The organism is Pseudoalteromonas arabiensis, assembly GCF_001550155.1.
Lineage (GTDB): Bacteria > Pseudomonadota > Gammaproteobacteria > Enterobacterales > Alteromonadaceae > Pseudoalteromonas > Pseudoalteromonas arabiensis.
Window position 1 is genome coordinate 358,313 of sequence record NZ_LRUF01000019.1, and the last position, 15,430, is coordinate 373,742.

The following is a 15,430-nucleotide window of genomic DNA, read 5'->3' on the forward strand; positions in this document are numbered from 1 at the left end:
CTAAAAAATTAAGGGGCGTATTTTATCTAAAACAAATATGTTTGCATAGTAATTTTACGCCTAGACGTCTATTTAAAATTACTAATAACATTTCGTTCTTAATAAACAGTAATAATAGGTGCATTTAATACGGATTTTTAATTGCACTGTACCCTTACATTAAGTAAGAATGGTGCCTTACACACAACCAGCGCAAATACATAAAGGTAGGAGAATTCATGCCATCACGCAAAGAACTTGCAAATGCTATTCGCGTCTTATCAATGGACGCAGTACAACAGGCCAAATCTGGTCACCCTGGCGCCCCTATGGGCATGGCAGATATCGCAGAAGTACTATGGCGCGATTATCTAAAGCACAACCCAACGAATCCAGAGTGGGCAGACCGCGATCGATTTATTCTTTCAAATGGTCACGGTTCAATGCTGATCTATTCTCTTCTACATTTAAGTGGTTATGATCTGCCGTTAGAAGAAATTAAAAATTTCCGTCAAATGCACTCAAAAACACCAGGCCACCCAGAATATGGGTATGCACCAGGTATTGAGACCACTACGGGCCCATTAGGTCAAGGGATCACAAATGCGGTTGGTATGGCGATTGCCGAAAAAGCACTTGCTGCACAGTTTAACCGTGAAGGTCACGATATTGTTGACCACTTCACCTATGCGTTCATGGGCGACGGCTGTTTAATGGAAGGTATTTCACACGAAGCCTGTTCATTAGCGGGTACATTAGGTCTAGGTAAACTAGTTGCGTTTTGGGATGACAACGGCATCTCAATTGATGGTGAAGTGGAAGGTTGGTTCAGCGATGACACGCCAGCGCGCTTCAAAGCATACGGTTGGCACGTAGTAAGCGATGTAGATGGGCACGATCCTGATGCAATTCGCGCCGCTATCGAAGAAGCACGTAGCATCACCGATAAACCATCACTTATTTGTTGTAAAACAGTGATTGGCTACGGTTCACCGAATAAATCAGGTAGCCATGACTGTCACGGTGCGCCACTCGGTGAAGATGAAATCACAGCATCTCGTGAGTTCCTAGGTTGGACTGGCGAAGCATTTGAAATCCCAGCTGATATTTACAGCGAATGGGATGGCAAAGAAAAAGGTAAGCAACTAGAAGCAAGCTGGGACGAAAAATTTGCTGCTTACGCAAGTGCACACCCTGAACTTGCTGCTGAGTTTAAACGCCGTACAAAAGGTGAATTACCAGCTGATTGGGCTGAAAAGTCACAAGCTTACATCGAAGAGCTGCAAGCAAACCCAGCAAATCCAGCAACACGTAAAGCATCACAAAATGCATTAAACGCATTTGGTCCGTTATTACCAGAATTCATGGGTGGCTCTGCTGATCTTGCGGGTTCTAACTTAACACTTTGGGATGGCTCAAAAGGCTTAGAAGCAAACGATGCAAGTGGTAACTACATTTTCTACGGTGTACGTGAATTTGGTATGTCGGCAATTATGAACGGTATTGCACTGCATAAAGGCTTTATTCCTTATGGTGCTACATTCTTAATGTTTATGGAATACGCTCGTAACGCAGTACGTATGGCGGCATTGATGAAGCAGCCAAGCATCTTCGTTTATACGCACGATTCAATCGGTCTAGGTGAAGATGGTCCGACGCACCAACCGGTAGAGCAAATTGCTAGCATGCGTTTAACGCCAAACCTTGTTAACTGGCGTCCATGTGACCAAGTTGAGTCTGCGATTGCATGGCAACAAGCGATTGAGCGTAAAGACGGCCCAACATCACTGATTTTCACTCGTCAAGGCCTTGAGCAACAAACGCGTACTGCACAGCAACTAAGCGACGTGAAAAAAGGGGGTTACGTACTGAGCTGTGACGGTGAGCCAGAGCTTATCCTTATCGCCACAGGTTCTGAAGTACAGCTTGCACAAGATGCAGCAACAGAGCTACGTTCACAAGGTAAAAAAGTACGCGTTGTCTCTATGCCTTCAACTGATTTATTTGATGAGCAAGACGCTGCATATAAAGAAAGCGTACTACCAGCAAGCGTAACACGCCGCGTAGCAATCGAAGCGGGCATCGCAGACTACTGGTATAAATATGTAGGCCTAAATGGCGCAGTAGTCGGTATGACCACCTTTGGTGAGTCAGCACCTGCAGGCGAGCTATTCAAGCACTTTGGTTTCACTGTTGAAAACGTCGTAAACAAAGCAAACGCTTTGTTCTAAGCTTTAGCTGCTAAAATTTAAAAGCCCGCGCTGTATCACCACAGCGCGGGCTTTTTTTATGGCGGTTTGGTGAGCGAAGTGAAATCCAAACAGACTCGAAGCTGTCAGTTTTAGCTGCAAGCCTTAAGTTTTAAGCTTTAAGTTAAAAATTACCTCACCTTAGGCGTGAAATTTATTTCGCGCGAAAACTTATGCTTTTTGGTTGAATACCAGAAGTTAGATTTGAGCCTGTTAAATGAGGCGTTATACGCCAAAAATTGGATTCACATCCATACTTTTGTGGAGAATACGGATAACCTCTATATTTTGACTGCCGATTTGACGATAAAAGATTACGTGGCTTCCTTGTGGAAATTTTCTGTAGCCATCGCGAATTTCGTCACAGGTTTTACCAATGTCAGGGTTTTCGGCTAACAGCCAGAATGAGTCATCAAACTGTTTTAGATAAATATTTCGCTGTTCACGACCCCAGCGCAAAGAGGTAAATAAAGCTATATCTCTTAAATCAGATTTCGCCTTGTTAGTTAATTGAAAGGGTCTCATTTTCTCTCTTCGTTATCTAACTCATTGATAAACGAATCAAGATCATAATCCGAAACTCCACTCTCTTCACCTTCAACAAGTAGTTGGCGTAAAGTGTTCATTTTAGTTTCTTGGGTTTCAAGTAAACGTAAAGCGGAGCGAATGACTTCACTTGCCGAGCCATAGCGACCGCTCTGAATTTGATTAGCAATAAAACTGTCAAAATGGTCACCCAAAGTAATGCTAGTGTTCTTAGCCATAATATAGCCCTTAATACCAATATATACCTAATTATGGTATCAGTTAGGCTTGAATTCAAGGTGCGCATAAAGTATTCAGCCATATTTTTTTGAACGCAAATTAAAGTGAGAGATATTCGTGCTAAAGCACGACCTACCATGCTTGCAAGATCGGCTTATAGCTAACTACGGCTAAACGGACTTGATTATTTCTCACTCAGCTCCCCTTGAATACTAAACTAACAACTGGCAATGTCTATACGTTAATAATAAAACATAACAGGAGTGAGTATGACTCAGTTTGACAGTGTAAGTGTTGTAAAAAAAGCCAATGTGTATTTTGATGGTAAAGTGTCAAGCCGTGTTGTGCTTTTTGCCGATGGCAGTACTAAAACACTGGGCTTTATGCAACCAGGTGAGTTTGAGTTTGGCACAAATCAAAAAGAGCACATGGAGCTGCTAGCGGGTGAGTGGCAAGTATTACTGCCTGACGAAACACAGTGGCAAACGATGAAGGCGGGAGATTCATTCAATGTAGATGCGAACGTTACCTTCTGTGTCAAGGTAACTGATTTCGCTGATTACTGTTGCTCGTACACTTAATGAGCAGTTGTTAACCTTTGTGAAAGCCCGTGTGATGCGGGCTTTTGCATATTTTATCTGCAAAGCATGATCTAAATCATTTGTGGTTACAATCAATTACTAATTATCTGTAATTTTCGCTTGTGTTAATTCAATTCGCCCCCAATACTAACTGTGAGGTAACAAGAAAAAAGGATACCCTATGAAGATTAATATTTCTGGTCATCATGTTGACGTTACTGAGGCTGTTAGAGCTCACATCAACGAGAAATTCTCGAAAATTGCTAGCCATTTTCCATCATTAATATCACTCGATATTATTCTTTCAAAAGAACATCACAAGTATCAAGCTGAGATCAGTACCACTTATGAAGGTACGCGTTTATCAGTTAAAGGAGAAGATGACGTGATGTATCCGGCTATCGCAAGCGCGGCTAAAAAACTCGATGCATCACTTAAACATCGAAAAGGGCAAATGAAAGCCAAATTACATGAAAAACCGGTCAGTACCACGCCGGAAATCGCCCACGAAATCATTCAAGAAATGGATCTGAGCTAATTACAATGTGCTAGCCTGAAGTGGCTAGCCTATACTAAAATTGAAAAGCCATCCGCTTCATAGCGGTTGGCTTTTTTGGTTTTTACTTTCTACCTTATCCAACTTCCAATCTCATCTAAAACGCTGTAAGTTGCTTGTAACTAAGAATAAAACACACAAAACCTATGCAATCAGCAGTATCAAATTGGCAATCTAAATTAAATGCTTTAGGGCCGGGTATTTTAATGGCTACAGCGGCAATTGGTGGCTCGCATTTAGTGGCGTCAACACAAGCAGGATCGTTATTCGGTTGGCAGCTATTTTGGCTAATCATTGTAGTAAATATATTAAAGTACCCATTTTTTCGATTTGGTATGGAATACACCTTAGCCACTAAACAAAGTTTAGTTGAGGGTTATAAGCAAAAAGGACCAGGCTACTTTTATAGTTTTATTGCGCTGAATATTGTTGCGGCTGTGGTGAATACCGCAGGAGTATTACTATTAACGGCCAGCTTGTTGCACTATGCGTTACCCATAAGTATCTCGGTTACACTGTTGTGCTGGCTGATTTTGGCTGTGTGTTTGCTTATTTTGTTATTGGGGCACTTTAAGGCGCTCGATAATGTTTCAAAGCTTATTATGGGGCTACTTACTGTAACAACCGTCGCTGCGTTGATTGTAGCTATTAACAATGGTGCTATAAACCATGCAGTAGTGGCACCTGCTGACTATGTGGGCCCATCGCCGTATGAACTTGCCATGCTAGGCTTTATGGTGGCACTTATGGGCTGGATGCCAGCACCTATCGAAATTTCAGCGATTAGCTCGTTATGGCTAAAAGAAAAGCAACATCAACAAGCGGTGACAAAACAACAAGGCTTGTTTGATTTTAATTTGGGTTACTGGCTTACCGCAGCACTTGCGCTCGTGTTTTTTTCATTAGGTGTTTTGGTGCAATATGGTCACGTACAGGCCGTTCAATTAGGTGGCGTGGCGTTTGCCAAACAGTTGATTGATATGTATGCACTCACCATGGGGGAGTGGGCAAGGCCGCTGGTTTCAGGTATCGCTTTTTTATGTATGTTTGGTACCACGCTGACGGTACTTGACGGCTACGCCAGAACATTAAATGAGTCGCATAAATTGCTACCCGTTAAACAGTCAAAACATAGCTTGAATATGTGGCTATTATTACAAGCATTTGCAGGCATGGCAGTGATTTTATTTTTTAAATCAGCCCTTGGGCCAATGCTTACCTTTGCAATGACCCTCGCTTTTGTCACGACCCCTGTATTTGCATGGCTGAACTTTAGCTTAGTGCGTTCAGAAGCCAGTATTCATCATTCAACCTTACTTCGCATATTGAGCTGGTTAGGCTTAGCTTATTTGGTGGGCTTTGCGGTGGTGTTTTTGGTTTGGAAAATTACGTAAGCTTTGTTTCATGTTATTACTATGGTGCTTGTATATCTCCAATAGCTTGATTTATTTTAGATAGGTAATCATCAATAAGTTTAAGCTTTTCTCTGAGGATGTTTGATAAAATAGGGTTTAAGTTGCTTTTTTCTAGGTGATTTAAATTAAGAAGCTTATTTACATCATTTAGCATCAGATGAGTTTTATCCAAATATACTTTTTTATCTTTGATTTCTAGCTTTTCTGCTTCTAATTTTTTATTTTTATCTATGATTGCCCTATTTTCTTCATTGACTTCATTTAAATCGTTAATGGAATTATTAATTTCATTTTTCAGCTTGAATATTTCATCGTTTGCTAATGACGCTTCACTTTCACTTTGAGTCAACTTGCTTTTTAAGTTGCTGATGCTTTTTTGTAACTCTCCTATATCATTTAATAGTTCGGATTTTTCATCGTTTAGTTTGACTATGTCTGCTCGTAATTTATTTTCTTTACTTTTAACTTCTTCATTGATATTGACTAATTCATAATTTTTAGATTTTAAACTGGCAATTTCCTCTAAAGCTCTAGAGTGTTCTTCGGAACTAATCATCTCTTTCCAGTTATGCTTATGTAACCATTTATTGTACTCATTTTCAGCCAACCTTCTAAACAATTCTACTAGGTTGTTTAGCCAAGGAATAAAAATTATTATTGCAATTGAAATTGTCAAGGGAGCCATGAATTCCCAATCATATGGTATTGCATTAAGCTTTATACTTGGTTTAAGTGGCTCATTGATAAACCAATAAATAAGCTTCCAATTCCAAGTACACGATACCCAAAAAACGGTAAATATAAATGGGCTTGCTAAACGCTCTCTAAATAAGTCTATAATTCCATTATCAGCTTGATGAGGCATATCTTTATTATTCCTAGCTTTAAAAATGTTTAAGCGATTTAAATCACATCTGCAATTTTTGCTTGCAGCTTACGGCCTTAACTTAATTCCCTAATTGCATTACTAATTCCATCGAGCGTGAGTGGATACATACGGTTGTCCATTAACTGCTTTATAAAATCAATTGATTGATAATAATGCCAGTGTTCAACAGGTTGTGGATTAAGCCAAGCGACTTTATCAAAATGGTTGGTGATACGGTTTAGCCAAGCACTGCCTGGCTCTTCATTCCAATGCTCGACACTGCCCCCAGGGTAGGCGATTTCATAGGGGCCCATAGTAGCATCGCCAACAAAAATGACCTTGTAATCGCTGGTGAACTTGTTAATCAAGGTCTTGGTATCAATCACGTTTGTGTGACGACGTTCGTTGTCTTGCCAAACATGCTCATACAAACAGTTATGAAAATAGTAAAATTCAAGGTGTTTAAACTCGCTGTGGGCGGCGCTAAATAACTCTTCGCAAGTATGGATGTAGTCATCCATTGAACCGCCGATATCAAACAGCATCAACACTTTTACCGCATTGTGGCGCTCTGGTGCCATTTTTACATCGAGCATGCCGCCTTGCTTTGCGGTAGCGCGGATGGTTTCGGTTAAATCCAGTGTATCGCTAGCGCCAGTGCGGGCAAATTTACGCAGTTTTTTAAGGGCAAGCTTAATGGTGCGTGAGCCGATTTCACGGTCACTGTCGAGGTTGCGGTAGCTGCGTTTATCCCATACTTTTACAGCACGGCGATGTCGGTTACCGTCTTGACCAATGCGCACACCTTCAGGGTTATAACCATAGGCGCCAAACGGCGATGTGCCGCCTGTGCCAACCCACTTATTGCCGCCTGCATGGCGCTTTTGCTGTTCTTCAAGGCGCTGCTTGAGGGTTTCCATGAGTTTATCAAGGCCACCCATAGCGTGTAATTGCGCTTTTTCTTCGTCGCTTAGATGCTTTTCGAACTCTTTGCGTAGCCAATCATCAGGCAAGGCATGTTGCTGTTTTAAGCTTTCGAGCAGATCAAGGTCAGCAATCCCACTAAAGTAATCAGCAAAGGCTTTATCAAAGCGGTCAAAATGGGTTTCATCTTTCACCATGATGGTACGCGCTAAGTAATAAAATGCATCAACATCGGCAAAAATAACTCCTTGCTTGAGCGCATTGATCAAATCAAGTAGCTCTCGCAAACTAACCGGTAAGCGGTACTCGCGTAGCTTAAAGAAAAACGCAATTAACATCTTAACGGCGGCTCATAAAGGCAAGTTTTTCAATCAGGCTGATGTCTTGCTCGTTCTTTAATAACGCTCCAAACATGGGCATTAGGCCACCTTTTTGGCTCTTGTCGTGCAGTGTTTTAGCGTCAATATCTTCAGCCATCAGCAATTTTAACCAATCAAGTAATTCACTTGTTGATGGTTTTTTCTTAATGCCGTTAACATCGCGCAGGTTAAAGAATACTTCGAGTGCTTGGCGTACTAAATCTTGTTTAACGTGAGGGTGATGCACATCGATAATTTGTGCCATTTCTTCACTACTTGGAAAATCAATGTAGTGGAAAAAACAACGACGTAAAAAAGCATCTGGCAGCTCTTTTTCGTTATTTGACGTGATGATCACAATCGGACGTTGCTTAGCAATAACACGCTCGCCGGTTTCATAAACATGAAACTCCATTTTATCGAGCTCTAATAACAAGTCGTTGGGAAATTCGATATCGGCTTTGTCTATTTCATCAATTAATAGCACTGGGCGTTTATTATGTTGCTCACCATAGGTAAAGGCTTGCCATAGTTTCCCTTTAACAATGTAATTGCCGATATCGTGAACTCGTTCATCGCCTAACTGACTGTCGCGTAGACGTGATACCGCATCATACTCATAAAGGCCTTGCTGAGCCTTAGTGGTTGATTTTATATGCCATTGAATGAGCGTGGTGTCTAAGCTTTTTGCAAGCTCCTCGGCCAGCATGGTTTTACCAGTGCCTGGCTCGCCTTTTATCAACAGCGGTTTTTCGAGCAATATGGCCGCGTTAACGGCTTGTTTTAATGCAGAACTTGCAATGTAGTTATCGGTTGAATTAAAAAGCACGATGTCACCTTATCTGGTCTGAGCAGTGATTAATAACGCTATGATGCCATAGTTATTCTGTGTCTGAAAGGTATGCAAAACGCGGCACTGTTTTGCCATCGATTTCAACGGTTTCTAAAAACATGCTAAGTGGGCGTGCCCACATGCCAAACTCACCATACAGTGCTTGGTAAATAACAAGTTGCTCTTGGGTTTCACTGTGGGTGGCAACATACTCAACTTTGTATTTTGGGCCTTTGTAGTGTTGATATATACCTGATTTGAGAGGATGAAGTTTTATTGCTGTAGTCATGTTTTGATCTCTTGTATAATTACGTTTTGCACTTTATTAATGCTAAATAAATCGCCAACACTATGAATTATATTTCGTTAGATGAATACAAGAAAGCGTGGGTTTTTCGCCATAAAGATATGCCTATCAGCGCAGATGATGCGCAGCAAATTAAGCCAATGACAAGTGAACGTGCTGCTGTGCTTTGGAGCACCATGGTCAGCCGCGAGCATGATCACCCTGATTTTTTTGATAAAACAGATTGGTGTGGCAAAGAAGAGAGCTTTATCGAGACACTTAATTGGGAAAATGCATGGGAAGCCGGCGAAGAGCAACTCCCCGAGGCTATTTTGGCGCACCTTGATTGGGAAGCCAACACGACAGTGTATTTTTGCATGGCACGCGACAATATCATCGAAACTAGTTTTGCTGTCTTTAAACGTTGTTGGCAAAACTTTATGTTTTTAGCTGATGGCAGTTTGTTAATGGGCAAAAAACGCGATGCTGTTGTGCAGTTTTTAGAGTCAGGTAATGCCAAACTGGGTAAAAAAGGCGCAGTAAAGTAGCGCTCAATTAACGCTCTATGCTATAAAACAGTCAAGCAATTGTTTTATAAGAGCGCGCATTGTCAACTTCAAACTCTCAGAGCAAATCGTTACAACAAGCCGAAATTTGGCAAACTGATGCCGAGCGGGCTTTGTATGCTCAGTTGTGTAATGCTTTTTATGCGCGTGAAATTCCACGTTTAGTTGAAGAGCCAGATGCGGCAAGATTAAGACGACTATTAGCCAGTTTACCTTTTTATATTGAACGGCTTGCTATACGAATTGTGAGTGGGGATGCGCCTCTACAACTTGATTCACAAAATGGTAGTTGGCTCGAGAAGCAAAAAACGCAGCCTCCTGTGCATAGTAAAAATGAGTCAGCGCGTTTTTTTAGTCAATACGCTAAGCGCGGGTTAATTGTTCCCGTGTTAATTAATGACGGTCAATGTACCACAGTACGCATAGACAGCTTAGATCAAGTAAGCGACAATAAGGTACATTGCAATGAGCTTGGCTGGTTTAATCATTCGGGTGAGTCATTGGAAGGAAGGCACGCTCAATTATTAAAGCCTTCTAAAGCGGTAATGATAGCGGCGTGCTGTGGTCACCAATGGCAGTTTAATAAACGAGTAACACCTAAGCGTTTATCTTTAAGAGAAATGCTATTAGCAAGCAATATAAATTGGCGCAACCTAAAGCGCCCAAAGACTTAATTTAACCGCGAAGGAGTGTTCAATGCGGGTTTTTCAATTCGCCTTGTTATGTTTGGCGCTATTTATTCAGTACCGTTTATGGTTTGGTCATAATGGTGTACAGGATTACACTCGCCTTAAGCAAGCGGTTACGTCTCATCAAGATACCAATGCCAAGCTTTTGAAGCGAAATAAAGTGCTTAAAGCTGATATAAAAGATTTAAAGCTCGGCCAAGAGGGAATTGAAGAACGTGCAAGGAACGAGTTAGGAATGATTAAACCAGGTGAAACATTTATTCGAGTGTTACCTAGACAACAACATAATGAAAGATAAGCAAATAATTACCGCTATCGTCCCTGCCGCAGGGGTTGGTAGCCGCATGCAACACTCCACGCCTAAGCAATATATTGAACTTGCTGGCAAAACGATTTTAGAACATACCCTTAGCAAGCTTGCTGAACTTAACCTCCTTCGCACCATTAAAGTCGCAATCAGCGATGGTGACGGCTATTTTGCGGATTTACCGCACATTGATAACCGTATAGAGCGAGTAACGGGGGGGAAAGAGCGCGCTGACTCAGTCTTAAATGCCTTATTATCACTTGCTGATAATCCTCCTGATTGGGTTTTGGTGCATGATGCTGCAAGGCCGCTGGTATGTTTAACTGATATCGAGCGCTTGATCGCTGACTGTGTTGCTGTGAATGAAGGCGGTATTTTAGCCTCAAAAGTGAAAGACACCATAAAGCGTGGTGAGACGCATTGTAAGCAAACAGTGCCGCGTGATGATTTATGGCAGGCACTTACCCCCCAGTTTTTCCCTTATCAAGCGCTGACAGATGCTCTTACAAATGCGCTTAAAAATGGTGTAACCATCACGGATGAAGCATCTGCAATGGAGTGGGCTAAGCAGCCCGTTAAATTGGTGCCAGGCCGTAGCGACAATATTAAGATCACCACACCAGAAGACTTAGATTTAGCTGAGTTCCTACTAAATAAACAACAAAATGAGAGTACCCCATGATTCGAATTGGCCATGGCTTTGATGTTCATAAATTTGGCGGCGAAGGCCCGCTGGTTATTTGTGGTGAAAAAATTGATTACCCACAAGGGTTCTTAGCACACTCAGACGGTGATGTGGCTATTCACGCATTATGTGATGCGATATTAGGTTCTTTGGCTATGGGTGACATTGGTAAGCACTTTCCTGATACAGCCAGTGAATACGAAAACATCGACAGTCGTATTTTATTACGCCATGTGGTTGGGCTTGCTAAACAGCAAGGGTACGTACTTGGCAATGCTGATGTCACGATTGTTGCACAAGCGCCAAAAATGCTGCCACATATACAAGCAATGCGTGAAAACTTAGCAGCAGATTTAGAAGCTGACATTTCACAGGTTAATGTGAAAGCGACAACCACCGAAAAGTTAGGTTTTGAAGGACGTAAAGAGGGCATCTCAAGCCACGCTGTCGTTATTATGAGTAAACACAATTCATGAGCGAATTAAACTACCTATATGGTAAACCTCTTTCTAAGGCTGACTTTAAAACGTTTGCTGAAGATTTTATGGTTGATGAAGACTTGGGTATTGAGTTTACAGGTTCTGGCGAGCATGTCTGCTTACAGGTGGTGAAAAAAGGCGAAAATACACAGTTTGTTGCTAAACGCATTGCCGAAAAAGCAGGTGTATCACCGCGCGATGTAAGCTACGCGGGTCTAAAAGATCGCCACGGTGTTTGTACCCAGTGGTTTAGTGTGCCAGTACCAATTAAAAAGCATATTGAATTTAGTGAATTAAATAACGAGCAGTTCTTTGTGATATCGCAGCAGCGCCATAACCGTAAGCTCAGAACCGGCTGCCACAAAGGCAATCGCTTTACCATTACGTTACGTAATGTGACTAAGCCTTTGGATATTTTGTGTCGTATCAATGCAGTGCGAGCAGGCGTCCCCAATTATTTTGGTGAGCAGCGCTTTGGTCATGGCGGTCATAACCTTGAGATGGCTAAACGGATGTTTGCGGGAGAGCGCATTCGCGATAAAAAACTGCGTGGTTTAGTGATTTCAGCAGCGCGCTCTTATGTGTTTAATGAAATAGTGAGCATGCGGGTTGCTGAGCATGGCCTTGCTAAAACAATGCACCGCGAAGTGTTTATGCTTAGCGGTAGTAATGCTTTTTTTGAAGACAATATAAGTGACGACAATATTGCACGCTTAGCGTCTGGTGATATTGTGATGTCGGCGCCTATGGTAGGCAAAGGTGAAAAAGGCCTGACCGAGACTGAAAAAAAATGGCTTACACCTTATCAGTCGTGGATTGATGGGCTTGCTGAATTAGGTCTAAAGAATGAGCGTAGAATGTTACGCTTAATACCCGATTCATTAGCAGTAGAAACCATAGACGAAACTACTTTAAAGTTAAGCTTTGGTTTACCAAAAGGCTGTTTTGCTACCGCCTTGCTGCGTGAGCTGGTGGACTATCAAGACGCAAGCCCTAGAGAGCAAAAACAAAAGGATGCGTAAATGAAAATCTTATTAAGTAATGATGATGGGGTCAATGCTAAAGGGATTGCAGTTTTGCACCAAGCTTTGATTCAAATCGCAGAGGTAACGTTAGTTGCGCCTGATCGCAATTGCAGTGGCGCAAGTAATTCACTCACATTAATGAACCCATTACGAGCGACTACATTAGATAATGGGTTTATTTCGATTAATGGCACACCGACAGACTGTGTTCATTTAGGTGTAAACGAGCTCACTGACGAACTGCCTGACTTAGTTGTAGCAGGTATTAATCATGGTGCTAATTTAGGTGATGATACGCTTTATTCTGGTACGGTAGCAGCAGCAACTGAAGGACGTCATTTAGGATTGCCAGCCATTGCTGTTTCGTTATGTTCTAAAGAAGGCAACCATTTTGAAACTGCAGCGGCCGTTGCCGTGAGCATTATTAAAGAGCTGGCTTCTCATCCATTACCAAAAGATCAAATAATTAATCTAAACGTTCCCGATATTCCTCTAACAGAATTAAAAGGCGTGAAGGTGACGCGTTTGGGTTCTCGCCATAAAGCTGAAACCATGACTAAACAGCAAGACCCTTGGGGTCGTGATATATATTGGTATGGTACGTTAGGCGCTGAAAGCGATGCAGGTGAAGGCACTGACTTTTATGCCATCAACAATGGTTATGCATCGGTGACACCATTAAGTGTTGATATGACAGCGAAAGAAAGCTTGCAAGCGGTTGATAGCTGGTTGGCAAATATGGAGATTAATGGTGCTGACTAATTATAATCGCAGTGCGTTAGCGTTGGCTGAATTATTAAAGCGAGAAGGGGTAGAGGACTCTATCGTACTTGAAGCAATAGCAACAACACCCAGACACTTATTTGTTGATGATGTATTGCAGCACAAAGCGTATCAGAATACCGCATTACCAATTGGCCAAGGGCAGACTATCTCACAACCGTATATTGTTGCACGGATGACTGAGCTTTTACGTTTGGCTGGTGTTAAAGACAAAGTGCTTGAAATAGGCACAGGCTCTGGTTATCAAACAGCGATCCTTGCCAAAACATTTAGCAAAGTTTGTTCTGTTGAGCGAATTAAAGCACTGCAATGGCAAGCAAAACGGCGTTTACATAAACTCGATTTATATAATGTAACAATGAAACATGGTGACGGCTGGCAGGGTTGGCAGTCTCAAGCTCCATTTTCAGGCATCATTGTGACAGCTGCGGCTGCAACAATGCCAAAAGGGTTATTAGCACAGTTAGCTGATGGCGGAGTCATGATCGCCCCTGTGGGCGAGCAAGACCAACAATTAATGATGGTTGTCAGAAATGGCGATACATTTAGTGAACATGTAGTTGCACCAGTACGATTTGTACCTTTGGTACCTGGTGATATTGAATAGGACGTCATACTTTGAAGTTATTTACTAAGTTATATGATATGGCACTTGTGTGGGCAAAGCACCGCCATGCAGAGCGCTATTTAGCAGGGATGAGCTTTGCCGAATCTGTTTTCTTTCCGGTGCCACCCGATGTCATGCTGGCGCCAATGTCGCTTGCACAACCAAGCAAAGCATGGCGTTTTGCAAGCTTTACTACCATTGCATCTGTCATTGGTGGTGTTTTAGGTTATCTGTTAGGTTATTGGCTATTTGAGCCAGTTGTAGAGCCTTTTATTGCTCAAATGGGCTGGCAAGCAAAGTTTGACTTAGCACTTAGTTGGTTTGAAACCTATGGTGTTTGGGTTGTATTTATCGCTGGATTTTCGCCTATCCCCTATAAGGTGTTTACGATAGGGGCAGGGTTAATGCAGATGGCCTTTTTGCCCTTTTTAATTGCCTCAGCCATTGGTCGTGGTGCACGATTCTTCTTGGTTTCCGCTTTAATGAAGTGGGGTGGGGTTAAAATGGAGCAAAAATTACGTCAATATGTTGAAGCACTTGGCTGGGGTTTAGTTATTTTAGTTGTGGTTGCATACTTTTTATTACGATAGCACTTAAAACCTTCAGTTAGCATTTCAAGGAGCATTTTACAGTGAGAAAGCATTTTATAGTCTATGTTGCTTTGTTTCTTAGTATTTTGCTCTTTGGTTGCTCCTCTCGTAATGCACCTGCGCCGGTCAGTAGTTTAGATAATCAAATCAATCCCACCACACGTAAAGTTAATATCACAGGCTCAAGTTATCGAGTACAAAAAGGCGATACGCTCTACTCAATTGCGTTTAGCGCTCAGAAAGATTTCCGTTCTTTGGCAAAAATAAACCGTATTCCAGCACCTTATACAATTTACCCTGGGCAACGCATTTTGCTCAAAAAAGCAGCGGCAAAACCAAAAAAGACGAAAAAATATACGAAATGGAGTAAAAAGTCTACTGTTTCGAAACAAAAAAATAACAAAAAATTAAAAAAAGAGCTTGATCAGCCAAAACAACGAGAGTATGTTCAAAAACAAGCCAACAAAAAAGTTAGTGTAAGAAGTAGTAAATCTAGTACGAAAGTAATATGGAGCTGGCCCGCTCAAGGTAAGGTCACTCGCCGTTTTTCTACTAAAGAAAATGGCTACAAAGGTTTACAAATCGCTAATAAAAAAGGGGCATCTGTTTTAGCTGCTGCACACGGAACGGTGGTTTATGCTGGCAACGCATTAAGGGGATACGGTAATTTAATTATTTTGAAACATAATGATGATTACCTAAGTGCCTACGCGCACAACTCCAAGTTGCTCGTAAAGGAAAAACAGGAAGTAAAGGCGGGTCAGAAAATAGCAGAAATTGGCAGTTCCGACTCCTCAGTAACGGCTTTGAGATTTGAAATTCGTTATCGAGGAAAAGCAGTCAACCCTGCTAAATATCTACCTTAGCCACGGGTATTGATAAAGT

20 protein-coding genes are annotated in these 15,430 nt (G+C 41.8%); 14 read left to right on the plus strand and 6 right to left on the minus strand.

The features are described 5' to 3' along the window. Window positions 1–218 precede the first annotated feature (218 nt). A complete protein-coding gene (gene tkt / locus PAARA_RS09450; protein WP_062568782.1) occupies window positions 219–2,210 on the plus strand; it encodes a transketolase in 1,992 nt (663 codons plus the stop codon). Between the two features lie 243 nt (window positions 2,211–2,453). On the opposite strand, the gene PAARA_RS09455 is transcribed toward tkt, so the two are convergent. After that, complete coding sequence (locus tag PAARA_RS09455; protein ID WP_062568783.1) at window positions 2,454–2,753, minus strand: type II toxin-antitoxin system RelE/ParE family toxin; 300 nt, start codon at window positions 2,751–2,753, stop codon at window positions 2,454–2,456. After that, on the minus strand, window positions 2,750–2,992 hold the full coding sequence (locus PAARA_RS09460; RefSeq protein ID WP_062568784.1) for a type II toxin-antitoxin system ParD family antitoxin: 243 nt from the start codon (window positions 2,990–2,992) through the stop codon (window positions 2,750–2,752). The genes PAARA_RS09455 and PAARA_RS09460 overlap by 4 nt, the downstream gene beginning before the upstream one ends. Before the next feature lie 270 nt (window positions 2,993–3,262). Between PAARA_RS09460 and ppnP the strand changes: the two genes are divergently transcribed. From ppnP to PAARA_RS09475, 3 genes are all read left to right on the plus strand, one after another. Beyond that, entirely contained in the window at window positions 3,263–3,574 is a 312-nt protein-coding gene (gene ppnP, locus PAARA_RS09465; protein ID WP_062568785.1) for a pyrimidine/purine nucleoside phosphorylase, read from the plus strand. Window positions 3,575–3,755: 181 nt separating this feature from the next. Then, a complete protein-coding gene (hpf, locus tag PAARA_RS09470) occupies window positions 3,756–4,112 on the plus strand; it encodes a ribosome hibernation-promoting factor, HPF/YfiA family (protein ID WP_062568786.1) in 357 nt (118 codons plus the stop codon). A 224-nt stretch (window positions 4,113–4,336) separates the two neighbouring features. Next, a complete protein-coding gene (locus PAARA_RS09475; RefSeq protein ID WP_420806953.1) occupies window positions 4,337–5,524 on the plus strand; it encodes an NRAMP family divalent metal transporter in 1,188 nt (395 codons plus the stop codon). A 19-nt stretch (window positions 5,525–5,543) separates the two neighbouring features. Here the strand turns inward: PAARA_RS09475 and PAARA_RS09480 are convergent, their stop codons facing one another. From PAARA_RS09480 to PAARA_RS09495, 4 genes are all read right to left on the minus strand, one after another. Next, on the minus strand, window positions 5,544–6,410 hold the full coding sequence (locus PAARA_RS09480; RefSeq protein WP_062568788.1) for a hypothetical protein: 867 nt from the start codon (window positions 6,408–6,410) through the stop codon (window positions 5,544–5,546). Window positions 6,411–6,487: 77 nt separating this feature from the next. Beyond that, entirely contained in the window at window positions 6,488–7,675 is a 1,188-nt protein-coding gene (locus PAARA_RS09485) for a vWA domain-containing protein (RefSeq protein ID WP_062568789.1), read from the minus strand. A gap of 1 nt (window position 7,676) precedes the next feature. Continuing rightward, window positions 7,677–8,525, minus strand: coding sequence for an AAA family ATPase (locus PAARA_RS09490; protein WP_062568790.1), 849 nt, complete (start codon window positions 8,523–8,525; stop codon window positions 7,677–7,679). 52 nt (window positions 8,526–8,577) lie between these two features. Then, window positions 8,578–8,817, minus strand: a complete 240-nt coding sequence (locus PAARA_RS09495) for a DUF1653 domain-containing protein (protein ID WP_062568791.1) — start codon at window positions 8,815–8,817, stop codon at window positions 8,578–8,580. A 62-nt stretch (window positions 8,818–8,879) separates the two neighbouring features. Between PAARA_RS09495 and PAARA_RS09500 the strand changes: the two genes are divergently transcribed. From PAARA_RS09500 to PAARA_RS09545, 10 genes are read left to right on the plus strand one after another with little or no spacing between them, the layout of a single operon-like run. Next, window positions 8,880–9,362 (plus strand): DUF2947 domain-containing protein, encoded by a 483-nt coding sequence (locus tag PAARA_RS09500; protein ID WP_062568792.1) that lies wholly within the window; start codon window positions 8,880–8,882, stop codon window positions 9,360–9,362. Window positions 9,363–9,421: 59 nt separating this feature from the next. Then, on the plus strand, window positions 9,422–10,054 hold the full coding sequence (locus tag PAARA_RS09505; RefSeq protein ID WP_062568793.1) for a hypothetical protein: 633 nt from the start codon (window positions 9,422–9,424) through the stop codon (window positions 10,052–10,054). A gap of 22 nt (window positions 10,055–10,076) precedes the next feature. After that, window positions 10,077–10,367: a cell division protein FtsB gene (ftsB, locus tag PAARA_RS09510; protein ID WP_062568794.1), complete on the plus strand. Its 291-nt coding sequence runs from the start codon at window positions 10,077–10,079 to the stop codon at window positions 10,365–10,367. Next, window positions 10,357–11,058 (plus strand): 2-C-methyl-D-erythritol 4-phosphate cytidylyltransferase, encoded by a 702-nt coding sequence (ispD, locus tag PAARA_RS09515; RefSeq protein ID WP_062568795.1) that lies wholly within the window; start codon window positions 10,357–10,359, stop codon window positions 11,056–11,058. The genes ftsB and ispD overlap by 11 nt, the downstream gene beginning before the upstream one ends. Beyond that, window positions 11,055–11,537 carry a 2-C-methyl-D-erythritol 2,4-cyclodiphosphate synthase gene (gene ispF, locus PAARA_RS09520; protein ID WP_062568796.1) on the plus strand — a complete coding sequence of 161 codons (483 nt, stop codon included), beginning with the start codon at window positions 11,055–11,057 and terminating at the stop codon, window positions 11,535–11,537. Before ispD ends, ispF begins: the two co-directional genes overlap by 4 nt. Continuing rightward, on the plus strand, window positions 11,534–12,562 hold the full coding sequence (truD, locus tag PAARA_RS09525) for a tRNA pseudouridine(13) synthase TruD (RefSeq protein WP_062568797.1): 1,029 nt from the start codon (window positions 11,534–11,536) through the stop codon (window positions 12,560–12,562). The genes ispF and truD overlap by 4 nt, the downstream gene beginning before the upstream one ends. Beyond that, a complete protein-coding gene (gene surE, locus PAARA_RS09530; RefSeq protein WP_062568798.1) occupies window positions 12,563–13,327 on the plus strand; it encodes a 5'/3'-nucleotidase SurE in 765 nt (254 codons plus the stop codon). Next, window positions 13,317–13,955: a protein-L-isoaspartate(D-aspartate) O-methyltransferase gene (locus tag PAARA_RS09535; protein ID WP_062568831.1), complete on the plus strand. Its 639-nt coding sequence runs from the start codon at window positions 13,317–13,319 to the stop codon at window positions 13,953–13,955. Before surE ends, PAARA_RS09535 begins: the two co-directional genes overlap by 11 nt. An 11-nt stretch (window positions 13,956–13,966) precedes the next feature. Beyond that, entirely contained in the window at window positions 13,967–14,545 is a 579-nt protein-coding gene (locus PAARA_RS09540) for a YqaA family protein (RefSeq protein ID WP_062568799.1), read from the plus strand. A gap of 41 nt (window positions 14,546–14,586) precedes the next feature. Further along, window positions 14,587–15,411, plus strand: coding sequence for a peptidoglycan DD-metalloendopeptidase family protein (locus tag PAARA_RS09545; protein ID WP_062568800.1), 825 nt, complete (start codon window positions 14,587–14,589; stop codon window positions 15,409–15,411). Window positions 15,412–15,430: the final 19 nt, after the last annotated feature.

Excerpts from the sequence above, each read along its gene's own strand:
- PAARA_RS09480 (WP_062568788.1), bottom strand. The coding sequence starts at position 6,410 with ATGCCTCATCAAGCTGATAATGGAATTATAGACTTATTTAGAGAGCGT.
- PAARA_RS09495 (WP_062568791.1), bottom strand. The coding sequence starts at position 8,817 with ATGACTACAGCAATAAAACTTCATCCTCTCAAATCAGGTATATATCAA.
- PAARA_RS09455 (WP_062568783.1), bottom strand. The coding sequence starts at position 2,753 with ATGAGACCCTTTCAATTAACTAACAAGGCGAAATCTGATTTAAGAGAT.
- ispD (WP_062568795.1), top strand. The coding sequence starts at position 10,357 with ATGAAAGATAAGCAAATAATTACCGCTATCGTCCCTGCCGCAGGGGTT.
- ispF (WP_062568796.1), top strand. The coding sequence starts at position 11,055 with ATGATTCGAATTGGCCATGGCTTTGATGTTCATAAATTTGGCGGCGAA.
- PAARA_RS09475 (WP_420806953.1), top strand. The coding sequence starts at position 4,337 with ATGGCTACAGCGGCAATTGGTGGCTCGCATTTAGTGGCGTCAACACAA.
- ftsB (WP_062568794.1), top strand. The coding sequence starts at position 10,077 with ATGCGGGTTTTTCAATTCGCCTTGTTATGTTTGGCGCTATTTATTCAG.
- PAARA_RS09485 (WP_062568789.1), bottom strand. The coding sequence starts at position 7,675 with ATGTTAATTGCGTTTTTCTTTAAGCTACGCGAGTACCGCTTACCGGTT.
- PAARA_RS09500 (WP_062568792.1), top strand. The coding sequence starts at position 8,880 with ATGAATTATATTTCGTTAGATGAATACAAGAAAGCGTGGGTTTTTCGC.
- tkt (WP_062568782.1), top strand. The coding sequence starts at position 219 with ATGCCATCACGCAAAGAACTTGCAAATGCTATTCGCGTCTTATCAATG.
- surE (WP_062568798.1), top strand. The coding sequence starts at position 12,563 with ATGAAAATCTTATTAAGTAATGATGATGGGGTCAATGCTAAAGGGATT.
- PAARA_RS09460 (WP_062568784.1), bottom strand. The coding sequence starts at position 2,992 with ATGGCTAAGAACACTAGCATTACTTTGGGTGACCATTTTGACAGTTTT.
- hpf (WP_062568786.1), top strand. The coding sequence starts at position 3,756 with ATGAAGATTAATATTTCTGGTCATCATGTTGACGTTACTGAGGCTGTT.
- ppnP (WP_062568785.1), top strand. The coding sequence starts at position 3,263 with ATGACTCAGTTTGACAGTGTAAGTGTTGTAAAAAAAGCCAATGTGTAT.
- truD (WP_062568797.1), top strand. The coding sequence starts at position 11,534 with ATGAGCGAATTAAACTACCTATATGGTAAACCTCTTTCTAAGGCTGAC.